The organism is Janibacter limosus NBRC 16128 (assembly GCF_001570985.1).
GTDB lineage: Bacteria > Actinomycetota > Actinomycetes > Actinomycetales > Dermatophilaceae > Janibacter > Janibacter limosus.
The window spans coordinates 1-18291 of the sequence record NZ_BCSS01000023.1 but is presented as its reverse complement, the minus strand read 5'-3'; the positions used below and the strand labels follow the sequence as shown (position 1 = coordinate 18291).

Annotated in this window: 20 protein-coding genes; 13 read left to right on the top strand and 7 right to left on the bottom strand. The window is 70.8% G+C overall.

Annotation, left to right across the window (positions count from 1 at the left end; translation table 11 throughout):
- Positions 1 to 107 precede the first annotated feature (107 nt).
- Positions 108 to 1355 (top strand): hypothetical protein, encoded by a 1248-nt coding sequence (locus JLI01S_RS09955; RefSeq protein ID WP_068264005.1) that lies wholly within the window; start codon positions 108 to 110, stop codon positions 1353 to 1355.
- Here JLI01S_RS09955 and JLI01S_RS09950 read toward each other — a convergent pair.
- From JLI01S_RS09950 to JLI01S_RS09940, 3 genes are read right to left on the bottom strand one after another with little or no spacing between them, the layout of a single operon-like run.
- On the bottom strand, positions 1352 to 2383 hold the full coding sequence (locus tag JLI01S_RS09950) for a Gfo/Idh/MocA family protein (RefSeq protein ID WP_068264003.1): 1032 nt from the start codon (positions 2381 to 2383) through the stop codon (positions 1352 to 1354). The genes JLI01S_RS09955 and JLI01S_RS09950 overlap by 4 nt on opposite strands.
- A 1-nt stretch (position 2384) precedes the next feature.
- Positions 2385 to 3155, bottom strand: a complete 771-nt coding sequence (locus JLI01S_RS09945) for an SDR family oxidoreductase (protein ID WP_068264001.1) — start codon at positions 3153 to 3155, stop codon at positions 2385 to 2387.
- Positions 3155 to 4324: a phytanoyl-CoA dioxygenase family protein gene (locus tag JLI01S_RS09940; protein ID WP_068263999.1), complete on the bottom strand. Its 1170-nt coding sequence runs from the start codon at positions 4322 to 4324 to the stop codon at positions 3155 to 3157. Before JLI01S_RS09940 ends, JLI01S_RS09945 begins: the two co-directional genes overlap by 1 nt.
- Before the next feature lie 279 nt (positions 4325 to 4603).
- Between JLI01S_RS09940 and JLI01S_RS09935 the strand changes: the two genes are divergently transcribed.
- Complete coding sequence (locus JLI01S_RS09935; RefSeq protein ID WP_068263997.1) at positions 4604 to 5395, top strand: MerR family transcriptional regulator; 792 nt, start codon at positions 4604 to 4606, stop codon at positions 5393 to 5395.
- A gap of 110 nt (positions 5396 to 5505) precedes the next feature.
- Here the strand turns inward: JLI01S_RS09935 and JLI01S_RS09930 are convergent, their stop codons facing one another.
- The gene (locus JLI01S_RS09930) at positions 5506 to 6132 is read right to left on the bottom strand and encodes a DUF5701 family protein (protein ID WP_068263995.1); all 627 of its coding nucleotides are present in this window, start codon (positions 6130 to 6132) and stop codon (positions 5506 to 5508) included.
- A gap of 125 nt (positions 6133 to 6257) precedes the next feature.
- On the opposite strand from JLI01S_RS09930, the gene JLI01S_RS09925 reads away from it, so the two are divergent.
- The 6 genes from JLI01S_RS09925 (at position 6258) to JLI01S_RS09900 (ending at position 10758) form a co-directional block, all read left to right on the top strand.
- Complete coding sequence (locus tag JLI01S_RS09925; protein ID WP_068263993.1) at positions 6258 to 7022, top strand: CHRD domain-containing protein; 765 nt, start codon at positions 6258 to 6260, stop codon at positions 7020 to 7022.
- Between the two features lie 5 nt (positions 7023 to 7027).
- Positions 7028 to 7729 carry a class F sortase gene (locus JLI01S_RS16680; protein ID WP_084349347.1) on the top strand — a complete coding sequence of 234 codons (702 nt, stop codon included), beginning with the start codon at positions 7028 to 7030 and terminating at the stop codon, positions 7727 to 7729.
- 92 nt (positions 7730 to 7821) lie between these two features.
- On the top strand, positions 7822 to 8214 hold the full coding sequence (locus JLI01S_RS09910) for a YciI family protein (RefSeq protein WP_068264079.1): 393 nt from the start codon (positions 7822 to 7824) through the stop codon (positions 8212 to 8214).
- The gene (locus tag JLI01S_RS09905) at positions 8211 to 9461 is read left to right on the top strand and encodes an RNA polymerase sigma factor (RefSeq protein WP_068263987.1); all 1251 of its coding nucleotides are present in this window, start codon (positions 8211 to 8213) and stop codon (positions 9459 to 9461) included. Before JLI01S_RS09910 ends, JLI01S_RS09905 begins: the two co-directional genes overlap by 4 nt.
- Positions 9462 to 9577: 116 nt before the next feature.
- Positions 9578 to 10120, top strand: coding sequence for an ArsR/SmtB family transcription factor (locus JLI01S_RS17800; protein WP_084349346.1), 543 nt, complete (start codon positions 9578 to 9580; stop codon positions 10118 to 10120).
- Positions 10117 to 10758, top strand: a complete 642-nt coding sequence (locus JLI01S_RS09900) for a hypothetical protein (protein WP_068263984.1) — start codon at positions 10117 to 10119, stop codon at positions 10756 to 10758. Before JLI01S_RS17800 ends, JLI01S_RS09900 begins: the two co-directional genes overlap by 4 nt.
- A gap of 64 nt (positions 10759 to 10822) precedes the next feature.
- Here JLI01S_RS09900 and JLI01S_RS09895 read toward each other — a convergent pair whose 3' ends face one another.
- Together JLI01S_RS09895 and JLI01S_RS09890 are read right to left on the bottom strand one after the other, a co-directional pair.
- Positions 10823 to 11110 carry a sulfurtransferase TusA family protein gene (locus JLI01S_RS09895; protein ID WP_157074903.1) on the bottom strand — a complete coding sequence of 96 codons (288 nt, stop codon included), beginning with the start codon at positions 11108 to 11110 and terminating at the stop codon, positions 10823 to 10825.
- Positions 11111 to 11114: 4 nt separating this feature from the next.
- A complete protein-coding gene (locus JLI01S_RS09890) occupies positions 11115 to 11597 on the bottom strand; it encodes a glutathione peroxidase (RefSeq protein ID WP_068263979.1) in 483 nt (160 codons plus the stop codon).
- Positions 11598 to 11636: 39 nt separating this feature from the next.
- Here JLI01S_RS09890 and JLI01S_RS09885 point away from each other — a divergent pair, with 39 nt between their 5' ends.
- From JLI01S_RS09885 to JLI01S_RS09875, 3 genes are read left to right on the top strand one after another with little or no spacing between them, the layout of a single operon-like run.
- Positions 11637 to 12296: a lysoplasmalogenase family protein gene (locus tag JLI01S_RS09885; RefSeq protein ID WP_068264076.1), complete on the top strand. Its 660-nt coding sequence runs from the start codon at positions 11637 to 11639 to the stop codon at positions 12294 to 12296.
- Complete coding sequence (locus JLI01S_RS09880; RefSeq protein WP_068263976.1) at positions 12297 to 13343, top strand: LacI family DNA-binding transcriptional regulator; 1047 nt, start codon at positions 12297 to 12299, stop codon at positions 13341 to 13343.
- On the top strand, positions 13340 to 14569 hold the full coding sequence (locus tag JLI01S_RS09875) for an MFS transporter (protein WP_084349344.1): 1230 nt from the start codon (positions 13340 to 13342) through the stop codon (positions 14567 to 14569). Before JLI01S_RS09880 ends, JLI01S_RS09875 begins: the two co-directional genes overlap by 4 nt.
- Here JLI01S_RS09875 and JLI01S_RS09870 read toward each other — a convergent pair whose 3' ends face one another.
- The gene (locus JLI01S_RS09870; protein ID WP_068263973.1) at positions 14570 to 16063 is read right to left on the bottom strand and encodes a DHA2 family efflux MFS transporter permease subunit; all 1494 of its coding nucleotides are present in this window, start codon (positions 16061 to 16063) and stop codon (positions 14570 to 14572) included.
- Positions 16064 to 16160: 97 nt separating this feature from the next.
- Here JLI01S_RS09870 and JLI01S_RS09865 point away from each other — a divergent pair, with 97 nt between their 5' ends.
- Entirely contained in the window at positions 16161 to 16436 is a 276-nt protein-coding gene (locus JLI01S_RS09865; RefSeq protein ID WP_068263966.1) for a DUF2277 domain-containing protein, read from the top strand.
- Between the two features lie 364 nt (positions 16437 to 16800).
- Positions 16801 to 18174: a replicative DNA helicase gene (gene dnaB, locus JLI01S_RS09860; protein WP_068264072.1), complete on the top strand. Its 1374-nt coding sequence runs from the start codon at positions 16801 to 16803 to the stop codon at positions 18172 to 18174.
- The last annotated feature ends 117 nt before the right edge of the window (positions 18175 to 18291 follow it).

Genomic DNA, 18291 nt, shown 5'->3' with positions numbered 1-18291 from the left:
GGCCGGGGCCCAAGCGGATGCGTGCCGTCGAGGGCGACCAATCGCCGGCGCGGATATCGTGTCCGGGGCGGTCCCGGCGGAGGTCCGTCACTCACTTCAGGGAGACGATGGACCAGCACGCCCGGACCCAGCCCGCCACCCTCACCGTCACAGCGGGTCAGGGTGGCCTGCGACTGGGTGTTCGCACCATTGCCCAGAACTGGCCACTCATGCTGGTCCTCGTCGGCACCTCGACCGCGTACGGACTCCGGAACGGCGACGGTGACACGTCATCCACGCTGGTGAGGACCGGAGTGGTGCTCGTGGCCGCGTTCGCCGTCAGCATCGCCTACTACGTCATCTACGGGCTCTCGTCGATCACGCTGACGCGCGACGAGCTGGTCGTCAGTCGAGCCGGGTTCCGGCAGCGCCTCCCGCGCGACCAAGTGGCCGAGATTGTCCGTGGCACCGTCGACCGGGGCAACGGACTCGGTGCTGACAGCGCCACCATGACCTTCATCGTCACCACCGAGGGTGAGCGCTTCGTCGGGCTGCCGACCCTCCAGTGGCACAAAAGTGCCCTCGAGGAGCTGGCCGACGCGCTCGACGTGCGCATCCGCACGGTCAAGGACCGCGAGGAGGAGGAACGGCTCACCCCTGGGTGGATCAAGCACATCTTCGCCATGACAGGGGGCGTCGTCATGATCATGATCGTGGGGTTTCTCGTGTGGTGGGCGGTGTTCACGTGGCAGGAGGCCCGGCTGACCAACGCCGAGGAGACGGCTCAGCAGGAGTTCGTGACATCCGTCGAACCCGAGCTGACGACCACGCGGTTCCCCCACGTGGACGAGGGGATCGACGACCGGCCCGTCGAGCTGCTCTCGGTGTCGGCTCATGCCGAGCAGGCCTCCGAGGTGGACCTGCGCTCCTCGATCCGACTGCGTGGCACCGACGCTGAACTGCCTGCGTCCGAGGTGCTCGATCTGCTCGATCTCCAGTGTGCTGCGTCCCCGCCAGGAGCCGAGGTGTCCCTTGCGGCCGTGTCGTACGAGTCCAACGAGGACTTCGGATACGACCGCGTGGCCGAGCACGAGTGTGGTGCCGACCGGACGGAGCTCGAGCAGTGGCTCGCGTGGGCAGGGGAGAACCCGGCGGGGGCGGAGCTGGGCGCCCGCGACGTGTCACAGGGTCTCGGGTACGACGGTGAGACCATCCCGTTGGAGGTCAACATCCAGACTCCCGACACGGAGGATGCCACCTTTGACGCGGCCGTGGAGTACGTGTGCGCCTACCCGGAGACCGAGGACCTCACCATCCACATCAGGGACGAGGACCTCATCCGTTCGCTCCACCACGTCCGCTGCGAGACGCTCTAGGAGGTCAGGGCCCTCCCGGCCCTGACCTCCTCGAGCGTCACCGGCCGGTGCTCCGCGGCCGAGAGGGTCGCGGCCTCTGCGGTCCAGGCCGTGCCCATCGCGTCGGCGACGGTGCACGGGTTGTCGACCTCGCCGGCGGCGACCTGGGTGAAGACGCCCAGCTCGATCCGGAAGGCCTCGGCGAGACGGTCCATGAAGAACTTGTGGGCTGGCCCGCTCGGCCAGGAGATGCCCGGCTGCGTGGATCGCAGGGGGAGCCCCTCGTCCAGGCCCGCGGCCACCGCGTCGTTGACCCCGTGCACCTCGAGCCGCACGTCGTAGCCGCGACCGTTGGTGCGGGTGTTGGACACGACGCCGATCGTCCCGTCGGAGAGGGTGAGCAGCGCCGAGACAGTGGAGTGGTCGCCGTGCGCGGCGTACATGTCGTGCGGGGCGTCCGGGTCGACCGCGCCGGTGGCGTAGACCTCGACCACCTCCTGGCCGGTCACCCAGCGCACGGCGTCGAAGTCGTGGACGGAGCAGTCGCGGAAGACCCCGCCGCTCACGGCGAGGTAGGCGGCCGGCGGGGGAGCCGGGTCGAGGGTCGTCGAGCGCACCGTGGTGATCCGCCCGAGCGAGCCCGAGCGCACGGCGTCGCGTGCGGCGACGAAGGCGGGGTCAAAGCGCCGCGGGTAGCCGATCTGCACCGGGACATCGCTGCCGGCGACGGTCGACTCGATCGCCAGGGCCTCGGCGAGGGTCCCGGCGACGGGCTTCTCGCAGAGGGTGGGGATCCCCGCCGCCACGGCAGCGCGGATCAGGTCGGCGTGCGCGTTGGTGGCCGCGGCGATGACGACGCCGTCGAGTCCGTCGGCGAGCAGGGCGGGCGGGTCGGCGACGGCGCGGGCCTTGCCGATGCGTCCGGTCACGCCCTCGACGGCCGCCGCCACGGGGTCGGTGACGACGAGCTCCTCGACATGCTCGAGGCCGGCGAGGGTCGTGGCGTGGAAGGCGCCGATGCGCCCGAGTCCGATGAGTCCGATGCGCATCTCAGTCCTGCCCTCCGATGACCTGCTGGTCCCAGTCGATGACGGAGCCGGTGACGACGCCGCTGCGGTCCGAGAGCAGGAAGACGACCGCGTCCGCGATCTCGTCGACCTGCCCGAGCTTGCCCATGGGCAGGCGCGCGTTGGCCTGCTCCACCCAGTCGTCGCCAGCGCCGTGCCAGCGTCGCTGGGTCGCGTCCTCGCCAGAGGTCTCGGTCCACCCGATGTTGAGGGCGTTGACCCGGATCCGGTCGTGCTTGTGGGCGTGGGCGACGTTCTTGGTCAGACCCATCAGGCCGGCCTTGGCGGCGACATAGGGCGCCAGGAAGGGCTGCCCGCCCCGCGCGCTGATGCTCGAGATGTTGACGATCGTGCCGGGCTCGCCGCGGGAGGTCATGTCCGCGATCGCGGCCTGCATGGTGAAGAAGGGACCGCGCAGGTTGGTCGCGACCTGCCGGTCGAAGAGCTCGGGCGTCGTGTCGAGGATCGACCCGCGGTCGGTGAGGCCGGCGCAGTTGACGAGGCAGTCGATGCGGCCGTGCCGCTCGATGGCCGCCGCCACGACCCCCTTCGCCTGCTCGGGGTCGGACACATCCCCCGTGACGGCGCTGACGGACTCGCCGAGCTCGTCGACGAGGGTCTCCCCGGGCCCGGGGCGGCGGCCCGTGACGACGACGGTGGCTCCTTCGCGGACGGCAGCGGCGGCGATGCCGGCGCCCAGTCCGGAGGTGCCGCCGACGATGACGACGACCTTGTCGGTGAGCAGCTCCTGCATCAGATCTCCTGGGTGGTGCGGCGGGTGGAGTGGGCGGCCAGGCGGGTGGCGAGGTCCGCCGGCGCGGCGCCCTCGGCGAGGGCCTCGCGGACGATGTCGGCCTGCGAAGGGGGTGACATCCCGTCGACCGGCTGGTCCAGGTCGAGGTTGGTCGGGAAGGCGTAGCCCTCCGCGCTCGCCGCCACCGCGTGGTCGACATCGACGCCGGCAGCCTTGCGGGACAGGAGCGCCGGGTAGATCGCGGTGACGATCCGCTCCCGGTCGACCGACTCCATGGCCCGGCCGAAGGCGGAGCTGATCTGCAGGAGGTTGGCCATCCGGCGCACATCGCTCGTGGTGTTGGACCCGGCCGCGTGGAAGAGGGCGGGGTTGAAGAAGACGGCATCCCCCTTCGCCAGCGGCAGCTGCACGTGGTGCTCGGTGAAGTAGTCCTGGAACTCCGGGAGCCAGTAGGCGAGGTAGCCGTGCGAGTACTTCTGCGAGTGGGGCAGGTAGAGGGTCGGGCCGGTCTCGATCGGCATGTCGCAGTGGGCGATCGCGCCCTGGAGGGTGAGCACGGGCGACAGCGCGTGCACGTGCCGCGGGTAGCGCTCGGTGACCTCGGGCGAGGTGAAGCCGAGGTGGTAGTCGCGGTGCACGGTCTGCCCGACGCCGCCGGGGTTGACGACGTTGACCTGACTCGTCACCTGGTAGCCGGGGCCGAGCCAGGCGCGCGCGGCGAGGGCGACGAGGTCGTCGGCGTAGTAGTCGACGAAGTCCTCGGGGTGCGCGACCGCGAGCTTCTCCAGCGCATTCCAGATGCGGTCGTTGACGCCACCGGCGGCGAAGTGGTCGCCGACCTCGCCCCCCTGCGCCCGCTCGGTCGTGATGATCTCCTCGAAGGCCGCGGTCACGCGGTCGATCACCCGGTGGGGGAGGGCGCCGGTCATGACGAAGATCCCCGGCCCGTCGGCGAGCACGCGGGCCAGCTCGGACTCGACGGCGGCACAACCCTCGTCGGTCGCGATCGCCTCGCGCAGACGCGCCGCGTCGTAGATCGGGACCCGCTGCTCGACGCGGTCGGCGAAGGCGAGCTCCGGGTCGTCCTGGGTCGCGAGGAGATCGCGCAGGTCCTCCACGTGGCAGTCAGCCTGCCGCAGCCGGGCGAAGGGGGTGGACGTCGGTGTCATGCCCCCAGCCTCCACTGTCCGTGGGGTCGAGTCGAGGTCGAGATCACCTCAAAAAGACCTCAGGCCCACCTCGGCCTCCAAGGCCTTCCAGCCGGCCGGCGCGTCCGGGCGCAGCCCAGACCACGTCCTCCGGCGGTGCATCAGTGGCGATCTTGCTGGTCAGCTCGCCCTGGGAGGTATCCGCGGACGTCTGGCCGTCACTCGAGGTTGCGACGCCACCACGCTCGCCTCGCCCGCGCGGCTTGACCCTCACGCGACGTGAGGCAGCACGCTCGTGCCATGACCGAGATCGCGCAGCTGTCGCAGACTGGCCTCATGGAGGCACTCACGGTGGGACAGGCGGCCGAGACCTTCGGCGTGACGGTGCGGACGCTGCACCACTACGACGAGGTCGGGCTGCTGCACCCGAGCGAGCGCACCCGTGCGGGCTACCGGCTCTACACCGGTGGTGACCTGGAGCGGCTGAGCACGATCGTCGTCTACCGACGGTTGGGCTTCTCCCTCGAGGAGATCGGTGAGCTGCTCGACGGCGCCGACGTCGTCGAGCACCTGCGGCGGCAGCGCGATCTGGTCACGACGAGGTTGGCGGAGATGTCTGACCTCGTGGCAGCGATCGATCGACGACTGGAGGCAGAGATGGACAACCAGCCCGCGACAGCGGAAGACCTCAAGGAGCTCTTCGGCGACGGCTACAACGAGGAGTACCAGGCCGAGGCGCAGGAGCGCTGGGGCGACACCGACAAGTGGGCGCAGTCCCAGCAGCGCACCAAGGACATGACCCCGGCGCAGTGGGCGCAGGTCAAGGCCGAGACCGAGGGCTTCGAGTCGGACCTCGGGGCGGCGGTGCGTGCCGGGGAGCCGGTCGACGGCGAGGCCGCGGCTGTCCTTGCCGAGCGGCACCGGGCGAGCATCGCGCGGTTCTACGACTGCGACCACGAGTTCCAGGTGTGCCTGGCGCAGATGTACCTGTCGGACCCGCGCTTCACCGCGCACTACGAGGACATCGAGCCCGGCGCCGCGCAGTGGCTGCACGACGCGATCGTGGCCAACGCGGCCCGGGTCGCTGGCTGAGCTGCGTCGCGGGGAACTGCGCCAACGCTGGCTGAGGTGCGACGAGCGCCATCGAGGAGCCTCGAAGCCACGGCGGCTTCGAGGCTTCGGCCGTGGACGGCCTGCGCGCCTCAGCCAGCGTCGCGAGTGGCCGCCGAGGCGAAGCCCAGCCAGGTGTGCCGGTTGCCTGCCCAGCACCAGCCGACCTTGGGCGCCCCCTTGCGCGCAGCCCCGTCGCGACCGGTGCCGTTGCTGATCCACAGGGCAGGGGTGCGCGAGTCGAGCCCCGCCCCCTTCGCCTTGGGCTTGCGGGAGGCGATCGTCATGAAGCACCGGTTGCGCTCGAGCCGCTCCGGCTCCTGGAGCAGCCAGCTGATCCCTTCGCTCACGGTGAGCGGGTGGCGGTCGCGCTCGCGGATCGCGGGCAGTGCCTCGTCGGGAGACCAGTTGGCCATCTCGTCGCCGCGCTGGAGGTCGGTGACCCAGTAGAGCGGAGCGTCGGGGAGGACCTCGCCGTCGATCGGCACGAAGTCGGCCAGATCCGTCAGGTCCTCGACGACGAAGCCGGCCGTGTCACCCAGCGCGAGCAGCGGGGCCAGGTCCGCTGCCGCCACGAGCGAAGGGTGGACGACCAGCACGCCGTTCCCCTCCGGGGCGTCGGGGACGAGCTCGGCAAAGGCGGCATCGGTGAGCCCGGCCAGGGCCGGGACCCCGAGGTCGATCAGGCGAGCGGTCTGGGTGGTGGCGTCGGCGGTCATCGTCGGTGAAACGAGGAGGCGCAAAACTTTCTTCCCCACGGTCCAATCCGGATCGGCAGCGGGTCCGAACTCCCTCATGCCCCACCGAGGCGGCACCTGGTCGCCGGGCAACAGGAGGACTTCCAATGCGCACCTCACGACTCGCCACCATCGCCGCGACCGCCGCCCTGGTCGGTCTGCCCCTGCTCGCGAGCCCCGCCAGTGCCCACGGGCACGAGGGCGGCGAGCTGACGGCCAGCCTGTCCCAGCTCAACGACTCCGGCGCCTCGGGCACCGCGTGGGCCAAGGTCACGGGCAATCAGGTCGAGATCAAGCTCGACATGAAGGGCCTGCTCGCCGGCGCCCCGCACGCGCAGCACATCCACATCGGCGGGACCAACACCTGCCCGGCGAACGGCCAGAAGGGCACCGGCGCCGACGGGGCCCTGACGACCACCGACGGAGCGGCCCAGTACGGCGCCGTCGCGGTCTCCCTGACCAAGACGGGCGGGATGACCGGGATGGACCACGCCCTGGACGTCGCGAACTTCCCGAGCGAGGGGTCCTACAACTACTCCCGCACGGTCACCGTCGATGCAGCGGTCGCCAAGCAGATCGCCGCGGGTGACGGCGTCGTCGTCGTCCACGGCGTCGACCACGACGGCTCCGGCAAGTACGACGGAGCCGCCAAGTCGGACCTGGACCCGAAGCTGCCCGCCGAGGCCACCAACCCGGCCGCCTGCGGTGAGCTCAACGTCGCCCAGATGAACATGCCGCACGGCGGCGTCGAGACCGGTGGCTCTGACACGGCCGGCACGGAGTACGCGGGCGGCTTCGCCCTCGGCGCTCTCGCGCTGGGCCTGGGTGGTGTCGGCTTCGCCGCCACCCGTCGCATCAAGACCAACCGCTGATCGAGATGACGACCGAGCAGGCCGGCGGACGCCGCCGCCGCACAGCAGTCGTGGTGGCGTCTGCCGGCCTGCTCCTGGCCGGAGCCGGGACCGTCGGGTGGGCAGCCACCCACCAGGTCCCGGCTCCACCCACACCCGTGGCCAGCTCGAGCTCGAGCAGCAGCTCCGGCTCGAGCGGCGCCACGACCACGAGCGCCCCCACGACAACGCCGGCAGCGCCCCCTTCGTCCACCACGGCGGAGCCGCTCGCGAGGTCGAGGCCGACCGCGGTGCGCCTGCCCGGGATCGACGTGGACTCGCCCGTCCACGGACTCGGTCTGGACGGTCAGGGACAGCTCATGGTCCCGTCGGGCGAGCGGTACGACGAGGTCGCTTGGTACGACGGCTCACCCACGCCGGGTGAGGTCGGACCGGCGGTCCTCGAGGGCCACGTGACCGGATCCGGCCACGATCCCTCCGTCTTCTTCGAGCTGGGGGCGACGAAGACGGAGGATCTGGTCGAGGTGGACCGCGCGGACGGGAGCACGGCGACCTTCGAGGTCACGGACGTGCGCAAGTACCCGAAGGCGGACTTCCCCCGCGTCGACGTCTACGGCGCGACCGTGGGCCCTGAGCTGCGGATCATCACCTGCGGCGGGACCTACGACGGCACCGCGCGGCGGCACCTCGACAATGTCGTCGTCTTCGCCGAGCTCGTGGAGGGCTGAGCAGGCAGGATGTCGAGGACGCCTCATCGGCTCCGACCTCGGGGGTGTCATGGCCGATCACCGACACCGCCGCCGGCGGCAGGAGGCACCTCGTGAAGTTCGTCATCCTCATCCACTCCACCCCCCAGCCCTGGGGCCACCCCACCGGTGACTTCGTCGCCGAGCACCAGGCCCTGCCGCAGGAGCAGCGCGACGACATGAACGCGCACTTCGACCAGGTGCTCACGCAGCTGCAGGAGAACGGCGAGCTCGTCGGTGGTGAGGCCCTCGGCGACCCGCGCAGCTCCACGCTCTTCCGCTGGGCCGACGGCGACCCGATCGCCTCCGACGGCCCCTACGCGGAGACCAAGGAGCAGTTCGCCGGGTTCTTCCTCATCGACGTCGCCAGCCGCGAACGGGCCGAGGAGATCGCCTTCCACTTCGCCGGCCCCGGCGAGACGATCGAGCTGCGTCCGACGATGTGGCCGGGTGGCGACGAGCAGTGACGCCCGGTGAGGACGTCTGGCGGGAGCACACCGCCGACGTCCTCGCCGCGCTCGTGCGGCGCAGCGGCGACTTCGGGGCCTGCGAGGACGCGGTCCAGGAGGCGCTGCTCGCCGCCTCTCAGCAGTGGCCCGTCGACGGGACACCGGACGACCCCAGGGCGTGGCTGGTCCGCGTCGCCTCCCGCCGGCTCATCGACAGCCACCGCACCACCATCTCCCGGGAGCGAAGGGAGGAGGACGAGTCCCGCTCTGCCGCAGCTTTGCTCGATGGACCGGCAGTGCTGGGAGCGTCGGGAGTGCCGGCAGACGACGACACGCTGCGCATGTGCATGCTCTGCGCCCACCCGGACCTGAGTGATGCCTCCCGCGTGGCGCTCACCCTGCGCGCCGTCGCCGGCCTGACGACCGCGCAGGTCGCGGCCTGCTTCCTCGTGCCCGAGGCGACGATGGCGCAGCGGATCAGTCGGGCCAAGGCGACGATCAGGGGCAGCGGCGCTCCCTTCGCCCCGCCGACGCAGGAGGACGCGGTGGCGCGGCTGCACGCGGTCCGGCACGTCGTCTATCTCGTCTTCACCGCCGGTCACACGACCGCGGCCGGCGACCGGCTCGTCGACACCGACCTGCAGCGCGAGGCACTGCGCCTGGCCGAGCGGCTGCACCGGGCGCTGCCCCGCGACCCGGAGACCGCGGGCCTGCTCGCCCTGCTGCTCATCGACCACGCCCGGACCGCCGCTCGGCAGGACGCCGCCGGCGACCTCATCCCCCTCGACGAGCAGGACCGGACGCGCTGGGACCACGGCGCGATCGCCCGCGGGGTCCGGTTGGTGGAGGAGTCGCTTCCGCGAGGAGCGGTCGGTCCCTTCCAGCTGCAGGCCGCCATTGCTGCCGTCCACGGGGAGGCCGCCACCGCCCGCGAGACCGACTGGCCGCAGATCGAGGTGCTGTACCGGATGCTTGCGCGCATCGCCCCGTCGCCGATGGTCGAGCTCAATCTCGCTGCGGCCGTGGGGATGGCGCAGGGTGCTCCTGCCGGTCTGGCGGCCCTGGAGCCGCTCCTCGACGACCCGGTCCTCGCGCGGGGCCACCGTGTCCATGCCGTCCGGGCGCACCTGCTGGAGCGGGCGGGGCGCCGGGAAGAGGCCGCCGAGGCCTACCTGCTCGCGGCGAGCCGGACCCAGAGCATCCCCGAGCAGCGATACCTCAACTGGCGGGCCGCTGGTTCCCAGGATTCTCGGGTGACCCGATAGACCTCGCCTGAGCAAGGGTTTGAAACTCTTGCTCACCCATGGATTCTCGGGTGACCCGAGAATCCCGTTGCCCCGAACCATGGACCACCTACAACCAGTTGGTTGCAGGTGGTCTCATGACATCGAGTGACGAGGACCGAGCAGACGCCTTCTTCCACGCGCTCGCCGACAGCACCAGACGCGACATCCTGCGCCGGGTCCTGGCGGGCGAGCACTCGGTGTCTGCCCTGGCCGCGCACCACCCGATGAGCTTCGCCGCCGTGCAGAAGCACGTGGCGGCGCTCGAGCGGGCAGGGCTGATCACCAAGCGCCGCAGTGGACGCGAGTCCCTGGCGAGCGGAGACGTCGAGGCCGTGCGAGCGGTCGGCGCGATGCTCACCGAGCTCGAGGACGTCTGGCGCGGACGGGTCGCAGGCATCGATGCCCTGCTGGCCAACGACAACCCAGCCGACACGCACACCACCTGGTCCAGGAGATCGCCATGCCCCTCACCGATGCCGCGGTCCTCGTGCTCGCCATCGCCGCCTTCACCGCCGTGCAGTCCGTACCAGCGCTGCTGGCCTGACGAACCACTGCTGTTGGCGCACCAGGGAGCCGTTGGCGGGCGGTCCCGTCTGGACTGTCGGACGGCAACACATGGCTCTAATCTGGACGAATGACGAACCTGGTTGAGATCCGCGACGGCGGCGCCGAGCTGGGCGGCCGTCTGCTGTCGGTGGTGATCAACAGGATTTACGGACGGGGCGGAGCCAGACCGTTGCATCCCAAGGGGGAGGTGCTCCGGGCCACGTGGTCGGTGGCCGAGGATGCGGCTGAGCCGGTTGGTGTCCCCGTGTGTGATCAGCAGGGCACGTGGACGTGTGTGGTGCGGCACAGTCGCGCCATCGGCCTGTCGGATGGGATGCCTGACATCGAGGGTGTCGCGGTACGCATCGAAGGACCATCCGGAGGGGACCTCCTGTTCGCCGCCACCGGCAGCGGGCGCATCAGTCGCCACCTGCTGCTGCCGCGCGTGTCCGTCGGCACATGTTCGACCTTGGTTCCGATGGCCACGAGCACCGGTCCAGTGATGCTGCGCCTGCGGCCATCCGATGCGGGCTCCGCGACATGGGCACTGTCGTGGTCGAGGCCCGGAGGACAGTGGCGCACCTTCGGCGGCCTGACCATCGATGGTGACGCGACACGCGTGGGCCCGTACAACCCTGTGGATGGGCCGCCCCGGGGGCTGACTCAGTACCGGACGGTGGCGCTGCTGCGCCGACCTTCCTATGTCCAAGCAGCACGTCAAAGGATCTGACCGACTCGTCAGCCCTCACGGAGGGTTCGCGCGGCTGCGCGATCGCCGAAACCAGGACGTGACGTCAGGTCACCGGGTGCCACGGCCGGTCCGGGCGCGTCGCCACGGGGGTCGCGGTCACCCGCACCCCGTAGACCGGTGGCGGTCCCGGCTCGGCGACCCCGAGATAGGTGTGGCCGGTGATCCGGCACCAGGCCGGCAGGTCGATCGGGGCGACCGGGTCGGTCGTGCTCAGGTGCACGACCGATCCCTCGGCGAGCTCCGCGACGCGGGCGCGCAGCAGGATGAGCAGCCGCGCGCACGAGCGGTCACCCCCGTCGATCCGCTCGACGGGCTCGTCGGTCACGCTCACCCGATCAGGCAAGGACGGAGCGAAGGGCGGCGACCACGCGGTCGTCGTCCGGAGCCACCTGCGGGCTGAACCGGGCGACCGGCTTGCCGTCGGCGTCGATGACGAACTTCTCGAAGTTCCACCGGATGTCGCCGCTCTCGCCGCCCTCGTCCTGGGTGTCGACGAGGCCCTCGTAGAGCGCGTGGCGACCGGGGCCGTTGACCTCGATCTTTTCGCTCATCGGGAAGGCGACGCCGTAGGTCGCGGAGCAGAACTCGGCGATCTCCTCGGAGGTCCCCGGCTCCTGCCCGCCGAACTGGTTGCACGGCAGGCCGACGACCGCGAGGTCCGGGTGCTGCTCGTGCAGCGCCTCCAGCGCGGTGTACTGCGGGGTCAGGCCGCACTTGCTCGCGACGTTGACCAGCAGGGCGGGCTTGCCGCCGGTGAGGTCGCGCAGGGTGCCGGGGGTGCCGTCGAGTCGGGCGAGGGGGGTGTCGAGGAGTGTCATCCACCGACCCTAGTGGGCGCCTCTGACTACTCTCGAGCCATGCCCGCCCTCGCCGCCCTCGCCGTGGTCACCCTGATCCACCTCGGCGCCCAGGCCACGGCGCCGGGCGGGGTCCTCGCCGATGTCACCCAGGTGCTGCTCATGCCGCTCCTCGGGTGGTTCCTCGTCACCACGACGCCGCGACCCCACTCGCTCCTCGTGCGCCTGACGGTGGTGGCCCTCGTCCTGTCCTGGCTCGGCGACACGGTCCCGCGCTTCGTGGAGGACGGCAGCGAGCTCGGCTTCATGCTCATGCTCGGGGCCTTCCTGCTGGCGCAGCTCGCCTACGTGGCGGCGCTGTACCCCTTCGTCGAGAGCAGCATCGCGCGCACCCGGCCCGTCCTCATCGCGCCGTACGCCATCGCGCTGGCGGCCTTGCTCGTCGTCGTGACCCTGGGCAGCGGGTTCATGTGGCAGGTCGCGCTCTACGGGATCGCGATCATGACGATGGCGGTCCTGGCGACCGGACTGGACCGGGTCGCCACGCTCGGAGCGATCGTCTTCGTCATCTCCGATGCGCTCATCGCGGTCCGCGCCTTCGCCGACCTCGAGCTGCCGCTGCACGGGGTGTGGGTGATGCTCACGTACGTCATCGGCCAGACCCTGCTCGTCGCCGCGATCGCCCACCGCGACCGGGTGGACCGGCTGCGGCGGCCCTGAGTGCGCAGCCACCGGATCAGCGACGTCGCCGAGCAGGCCGGCCTGTCCGCGGCGACCGTCGACCGTGTCCTCCACGGACGTGCCGGGGCCAGCCCACGGGCGGTGCGGGCCGTCGAGCAGGCGGTCGCCGAGCTGGACCGCCAGACGAGCGCCCTGCGCCTGGGCGCCCGCTCGCTCGTGCTCGACGTGGTCATGCAGGCGCCCGACAGATTTTCCGGTGCGGTCCGCGAGGCGCTCGAGTCGCAGCTCACCGGGCTGCGGCCCGCGGCCGTGCGCGCCCGTTACCACCTGCGGGAGTCGGGCACCGTCGATGACGTCGTCACCGTCCTCGACGGCATCGGGCGAAGGGGGCGGACCAGCCACGGTGCGCTGCTGAAGGTCCCCGACGATCCCCGCGTGGTCGCCGCGATCGACGACCTCGCCGAGCGCGGGATCCCGTCGGTCACGATCGTCACGGACGTCACCGGCTCGCGACGCATCGCCTACGCCGGGCCCGACCACCGGTCCGCCGGCCGCACGGCTGCAGACGTCGTGCACCGGTGGGGCGCAACGGATCACGGCACGGTGCTGGTGACGCTCAGCCGGTCCAGCTTCGTCGGGGAACGCACCCGCGTGGAGTCCTTCGTCGAGCAGCTGGCCTGCGACGCACCGGGCCTGACGGTGCGCCGGGTCACCGACGCCGACGGGCTCGACGCCTCGACCCGGGCCGTGGTCGGGGCCGCGTTGGAGGGCCTCACCGGACCGGTCGGCGTCTACTCCGTCGGTGGAGCCAACCGGGCGATCATCGCTGCGCTGCGGGCGAAGGGGGTCACCCCCTTCGTCCACGTCGGTCACGACCTCGACGCGGACAACCTCGAGCTGCTGCGCACCGGGGCGCTCGACGTCGTGCTCGACCACGACCTGCGGGAGGACGCCGGCTCGGCGGTCCGCGCGGTCCTCCAGCACCACGGGCTCCTCCCCGGCGCAGCGACCTCCACGCCCTCCGGGGTGCAGCTCGTCACCCGGCACAACATCCCGGCCCGGCTGCGACCCCGGTCCACACCGTGACGGCGGCGGACGCGGTGCACGAGGGGTACCTGCCGGGGACGCCGGAGTACCGCCGGGTCGTCTGGTCGCTCTTCGCCGCGGGGACGGCCACCTTTGTCCTCCTCTACTCGACGCAGGCGCTGCTGCCGGACTTCACCCGGCACTTCGGCGTCTCGAGCGAGAGCGCGACGCTGACGATCTCGCTGACCACCCTCGGGCTGGGCTGCGGGCTGCTCATCGCAGGCCCGCTGTCGGACGTCGTCGGACGCACCCGGCTGATCCACCTGTCACTCCTGGCGTCAGTGCTCGTCGGACTGGCGTCCGCGCTCGCCCCGACCTGGACCTCGCTCCTTGTGCTGCGCTTCGCTTCCGGCTTCGTCCTCGCCGGTCTGCCCGCCGTCGCCACGGCCTACCTGCGCGAGGAGCTGCACCGCTCCAGCCAGGCCAGTGCGTCCGGGCTCTATGTCGGTGGCACCGCCTTCGGGGCGATGTTCAGCCGGCTGCTCGCCGGTGCGGGCGCGGAGGTCGGCGGCTGGCGGTGGGGGATCGGGGCGACGGTCGCACTCGGCCTCGTGTGTGCGGGGGTCGTACGGGTGTGGCTGCCGCCGTCGCGGGGCTTCGTCGCGGTCCCCGGCAACCCGCGGGCGCTGCTGGCCACGACGAGGAAGGCGCTCACCGACCGGGGGCTGCTGGCGCTCTACGCCATCGGCGGCTGCGTCCTCGGGGCGATGCAGGCCCCCTTCAACATGGTCGGGTTTCGCCTCACCGAGGCGCCCTTCCACCTCGGGCTCGGGCTGGCGAGCCTGGTCTTCCTCGTCTACCCGCTGGGGACGATCAGCTCGGCATGGTTCGGCCGGCTCGCCGACCGGCACGGTCGCCGGACGGTCGCTCCGGTGGGGGCGGGGATCGCAGCCGTCGGGGTGCTCGTCACGATCCCCGACCACCTCGTCACCCTCGTCATCGGGCTGGCGCTCGTCGTCATCGGGTTCTTCGCCGTGCACGGCATCGCGAGCGGCTGGGTGCCGGTGCGGGCGCACGCCGGCGGCGCGAGCGCGAGCCAGGCGGCGTCGCTCTACCTCTTCACGTACTACCTGGGCTCCGCGGTCTTCGGCACGATCGCGGGCCTGGCGTGGACGCACGGGCACTGGCCGGGGGTCGTGGCGCTGTCGCTGGTGCTGCTCGCGGCCACGGCAGGCCTGACCAGCATCCTGCGGCGGACCCCCTCGCTCGTGCCCGGCCAGTGGTGACTACGACGCGGGTACGTCGTCGAGCGGCCGGTCGTCGGCTGCCACGCCCTCGGCCGTCGGGTCATCCCTCGGCGTCGTGACCATCAGGCAGGTGACGACGGCGATCGCGGCGAGGACGGTGAGCATGCCGAAGGCGACCTGCACGCCGGAGGCACGCTCGGCGACGGTGGGGTCCGAGCCGGCGACGAGGGACATGACGGCGATGCTCGTGGCGGTGCCGGCGGCGCCGAAGACCTGCTGGGAGGAGCCCAGCAGCGCCGACCCGTGGGCGTAGAGGGAGCTCGGCAGCGACCCGAGTCCGGCCGTGAAGAGCGGGGTGAAGAGCAGTGCCAGCGACAGGCTGAGCAGGACGTGCAGGACCAGGATCGTCCACTGGCCGACGTGCGGCACGAGGACCGTGAAGAGCCCGAGCGTGAGGGTCATGCCGACCGCGCCGGGGACCACGAGGGGGCGGGCGCCGATCCGGTCGTAGAGGCGTCCGATGGTCGGCCCGAGCAGTCCCATCGCCAGGCCGCCGGGGATGAGGAGCAGACCGGTCTCGAGGGTGGTCAGCCCCAGCCCGCGCTGCAGGTGGATCGGCAGCAGGATGACCGAGCTGATGAGCGCGGCGAACCCGAGGCACATGGTGACGAAGGCGCCGGTGAAGCTGCGGTGGGTGAAGGCGCGCAGGTCCATCAGCGGGTCGCCGTGGCGGGCGAGCGCGAGCTGTCGCAGGACGAAGGCGATGAGTGCGATGGCGGCGACGCCCGCGGCCAGGGCCGGGTCGACGACGGGCTCGGGAGCGGGCTCACCGGTGCCTCCGTGGCCACCGCCGAGGCCGGAGAGTCCGTAGACGAGACCGCCGAAGCCGACGGTGGCCAGCGCGACGCTGAGGATGTCGAGGCGGCTGTCCCCGCGCTCACCGACGTCGGGGAGGTGACGCAGACCGAGCCAGAGAGCGATGGCTGCGATGGGCAGGACCGCGATGAAGATCAGCCGCCAGGTCCCGAGCTCGAGCAGGATCCCGGAGACGGCGGGCCCCATGGCGGGGGCGACGGCGATGACGAGGGAGACATTGCCCATCGTGCGACCGCGGTCCGCGACGGGGACGAGGTCCATGAGCGTGGTCATGAGCAGCGGGATCATGATGGCGGTACCGGCGGCTTGGACCACCCGGGCGGCCACGAGGACCTCGAAGGTGGGCGCCGCGGCGGCGATCGTCGTGCCCACGGTGAACAGGCCCATCGCGAGGGCAAAGGTGCGCCGCGTGGCCAGCCGCCGCATGATCCACCCGGTCATCGGGATGACGACGGCCATCGTGAGCATGAAGGCGGTGGTCAGCCACTGGGCCGTGGTCTCGGGGACGTGGAACTCGTCCATGAGGCGCGGGATCGCGTTGTTCATGATCGTCTCGTTGAGGATCACGACGAAGGTGGCGACGGTGAGCACGCGCAGGACCAGGGTCGTCTGGGCAGGCGTGGTCACGGGGTGCGGCACGGCCGCGGGGGAGGGCATGTGCTCCATGGTCCGTCAGAGCGCCGACAGTGACCAAATGGCTTTTTGACGGGCGAAGGGGGTGCCGCCCGTCGGTGGTCGGGAGGAGACTGGCCGCATGTGCCGAAACATCCGACAGCTGCACAACTTCGAGCCCCCGGCCACGAGCGACGAGGTCCGCGCCGCCGCGCTGCAGTACGTGCGCAAGGTGAGCGGGTCGACCAAGCCGAGCCAGGCCAACCAGGCGGCCTTCGACGAGGCGGTGGAGGAGATCGCCCAGGTGACCCAGCACCTGCTCTCGCACCTCGTCACCAACGCGCCGCCGAAGGACCGCGAGGTCGAGGCCGAGAAGGCGAAGGAGCGGGCCCGGATCCGTTACGGAAAAACTGGCTGAGGGACTTGCGCGAAGGGGGCAAATATGTCCTCCGGGCGTGTCACCGAAGGATTTGCGGCGTGTCGGGCCTGTGGATGAATTGCGGAAAAGCTTTTTGGCGTCCACATCGGGCACTGCGCGTTTGAGCAGGTCAGAGGGGGTGCTGCGACTCAGGTGACCAAGAGATCCACAGGGTTGTCCACTGGCTGTGCACAGTGCTATGGCGCGTCGTCCACAGGCTGTCCACACCGTTATCCACAGGCCCGTTTGGCGTTGTCGGTGGAGGGTGCGACTCTGCTCAGACGTCTCCTTCGCGGGGGGCGTGCGGACCCCCCTTCGCCGGGGTCGCAGAGGACTCTGGAGGGCACGCGTGACGACGACCGAGATGGACACGGGCTACGGGGGCTCGGGCTCGTACTCGTCCGGGCCGCCGTCCGATCGCCTCCCGCCCCAGGACCTCAACGCCGAGCAGTCGGTCCTCGGCGGCATGCTCCTGAGCAAGGACGCGATCGCCGATGTCGGCGAGACGGTCCGGGGGCATGACTTCTACCGCCCGTCGCACGAGGTCATCTTCGACGCGATCATCGACCTCTACAGCCGGGGCGAGCCGGCCGACGCGATCACGATCGCGGATGAGCTGAGCAAGCGCGGCAACCTGCAGCGCGCCGGTGGGCAGGCCTACCTGCACGACCTCATCCAGTCGGTGCCGACCGCGGCAAACGCCGGCTACTACGCGCAGATCGTCGCCGAGCGTGCCGTGCTGCGCCGGCTCGTCGAGGCCGGGACCAAGATCGTCCAGATGGGCTACGCCCAGGGCGGCGGCGACGTCGAGGAGATCGTCAACTCCGCGCAGGCCGAGGTCTACGGCGTCGCGGAGAAGCGCGGCGGCGAGGACTACGCGCCCCTGTGGGACACGCTCAACGAGACGATGACCGAGATCGAGGTCGCGGCCGGGCGCACCGACGAGATGACGGGTGTGCCCACCGGCTTCACCGATCTCGATGAGCTGACGCACGGTTTGCACCCGGGGCAGATGGTCGTGATCGCGGCGAGGCCGGCCGTGGGAAAAAGTACGCTGGGAGTCGACATCGCCCGTGCGGCGGCGATCCACCACCAGATGCCGAGCGCGATCTTCTCCCTCGAGATGAGCCGCAGCGAGATCACCATGCGTGTCCTCGCGGCGGAGGCGAGCATCCAGCTGCAGCACCTGCGACGCGGCAAGATGAGCGACCCGGACTGGCGCAAGCTCTCCCGCGTCGTCGGCCGGATCAGCGACAGCCCGCTCTACATCGACGACTCGCCCAACCTGTCGCTCATGGAGATCCGCGCCAAGGCACGGCGGCTGAAGCAGCAGCACAACCTCAAGCTCATCGTCATCGACTACCTGCAGCTGATGAGCTCAGGCAAAAAGGTGGAGTCCCGCCAGCAGGAGGTCTCGGAGTTCTCCCGTGCGCTGAAGCTGCTGGCCAAGGAGTTGCAGGTTCCGGTCATCGCGATCAGCCAGCTGAACCGTGGTCCTGAGCAGCGCACCGACAAGCGTCCGGCCATGAGCGACCTTCGTGAGTCAGGCTCCATCGAGCAGGATGCCGACATCGTGATCCTGCTCCACCGCGACCGAGACCCAGGCTCGGAGCGCGAAGGGGAGGCCGACGTCATCGTCGCCAAGCACCGCAACGGCCCCACCGCCGACATCGTGCTCGGCTTCCAGGGGCACTACGCGCGGTTCTCGAACCTGGCGAAGGACTCGGGCGGGTTCTGATGTCGAGATGCAGCGCAGATTGCAGAGATGGCTGGTCTTTGCAGCAATAACTTCTCGTTATGGATTCTCAGACGTTCTTGTTATGAGTCGTAGTGCATCAGTGCGCGGGGCGAGTGG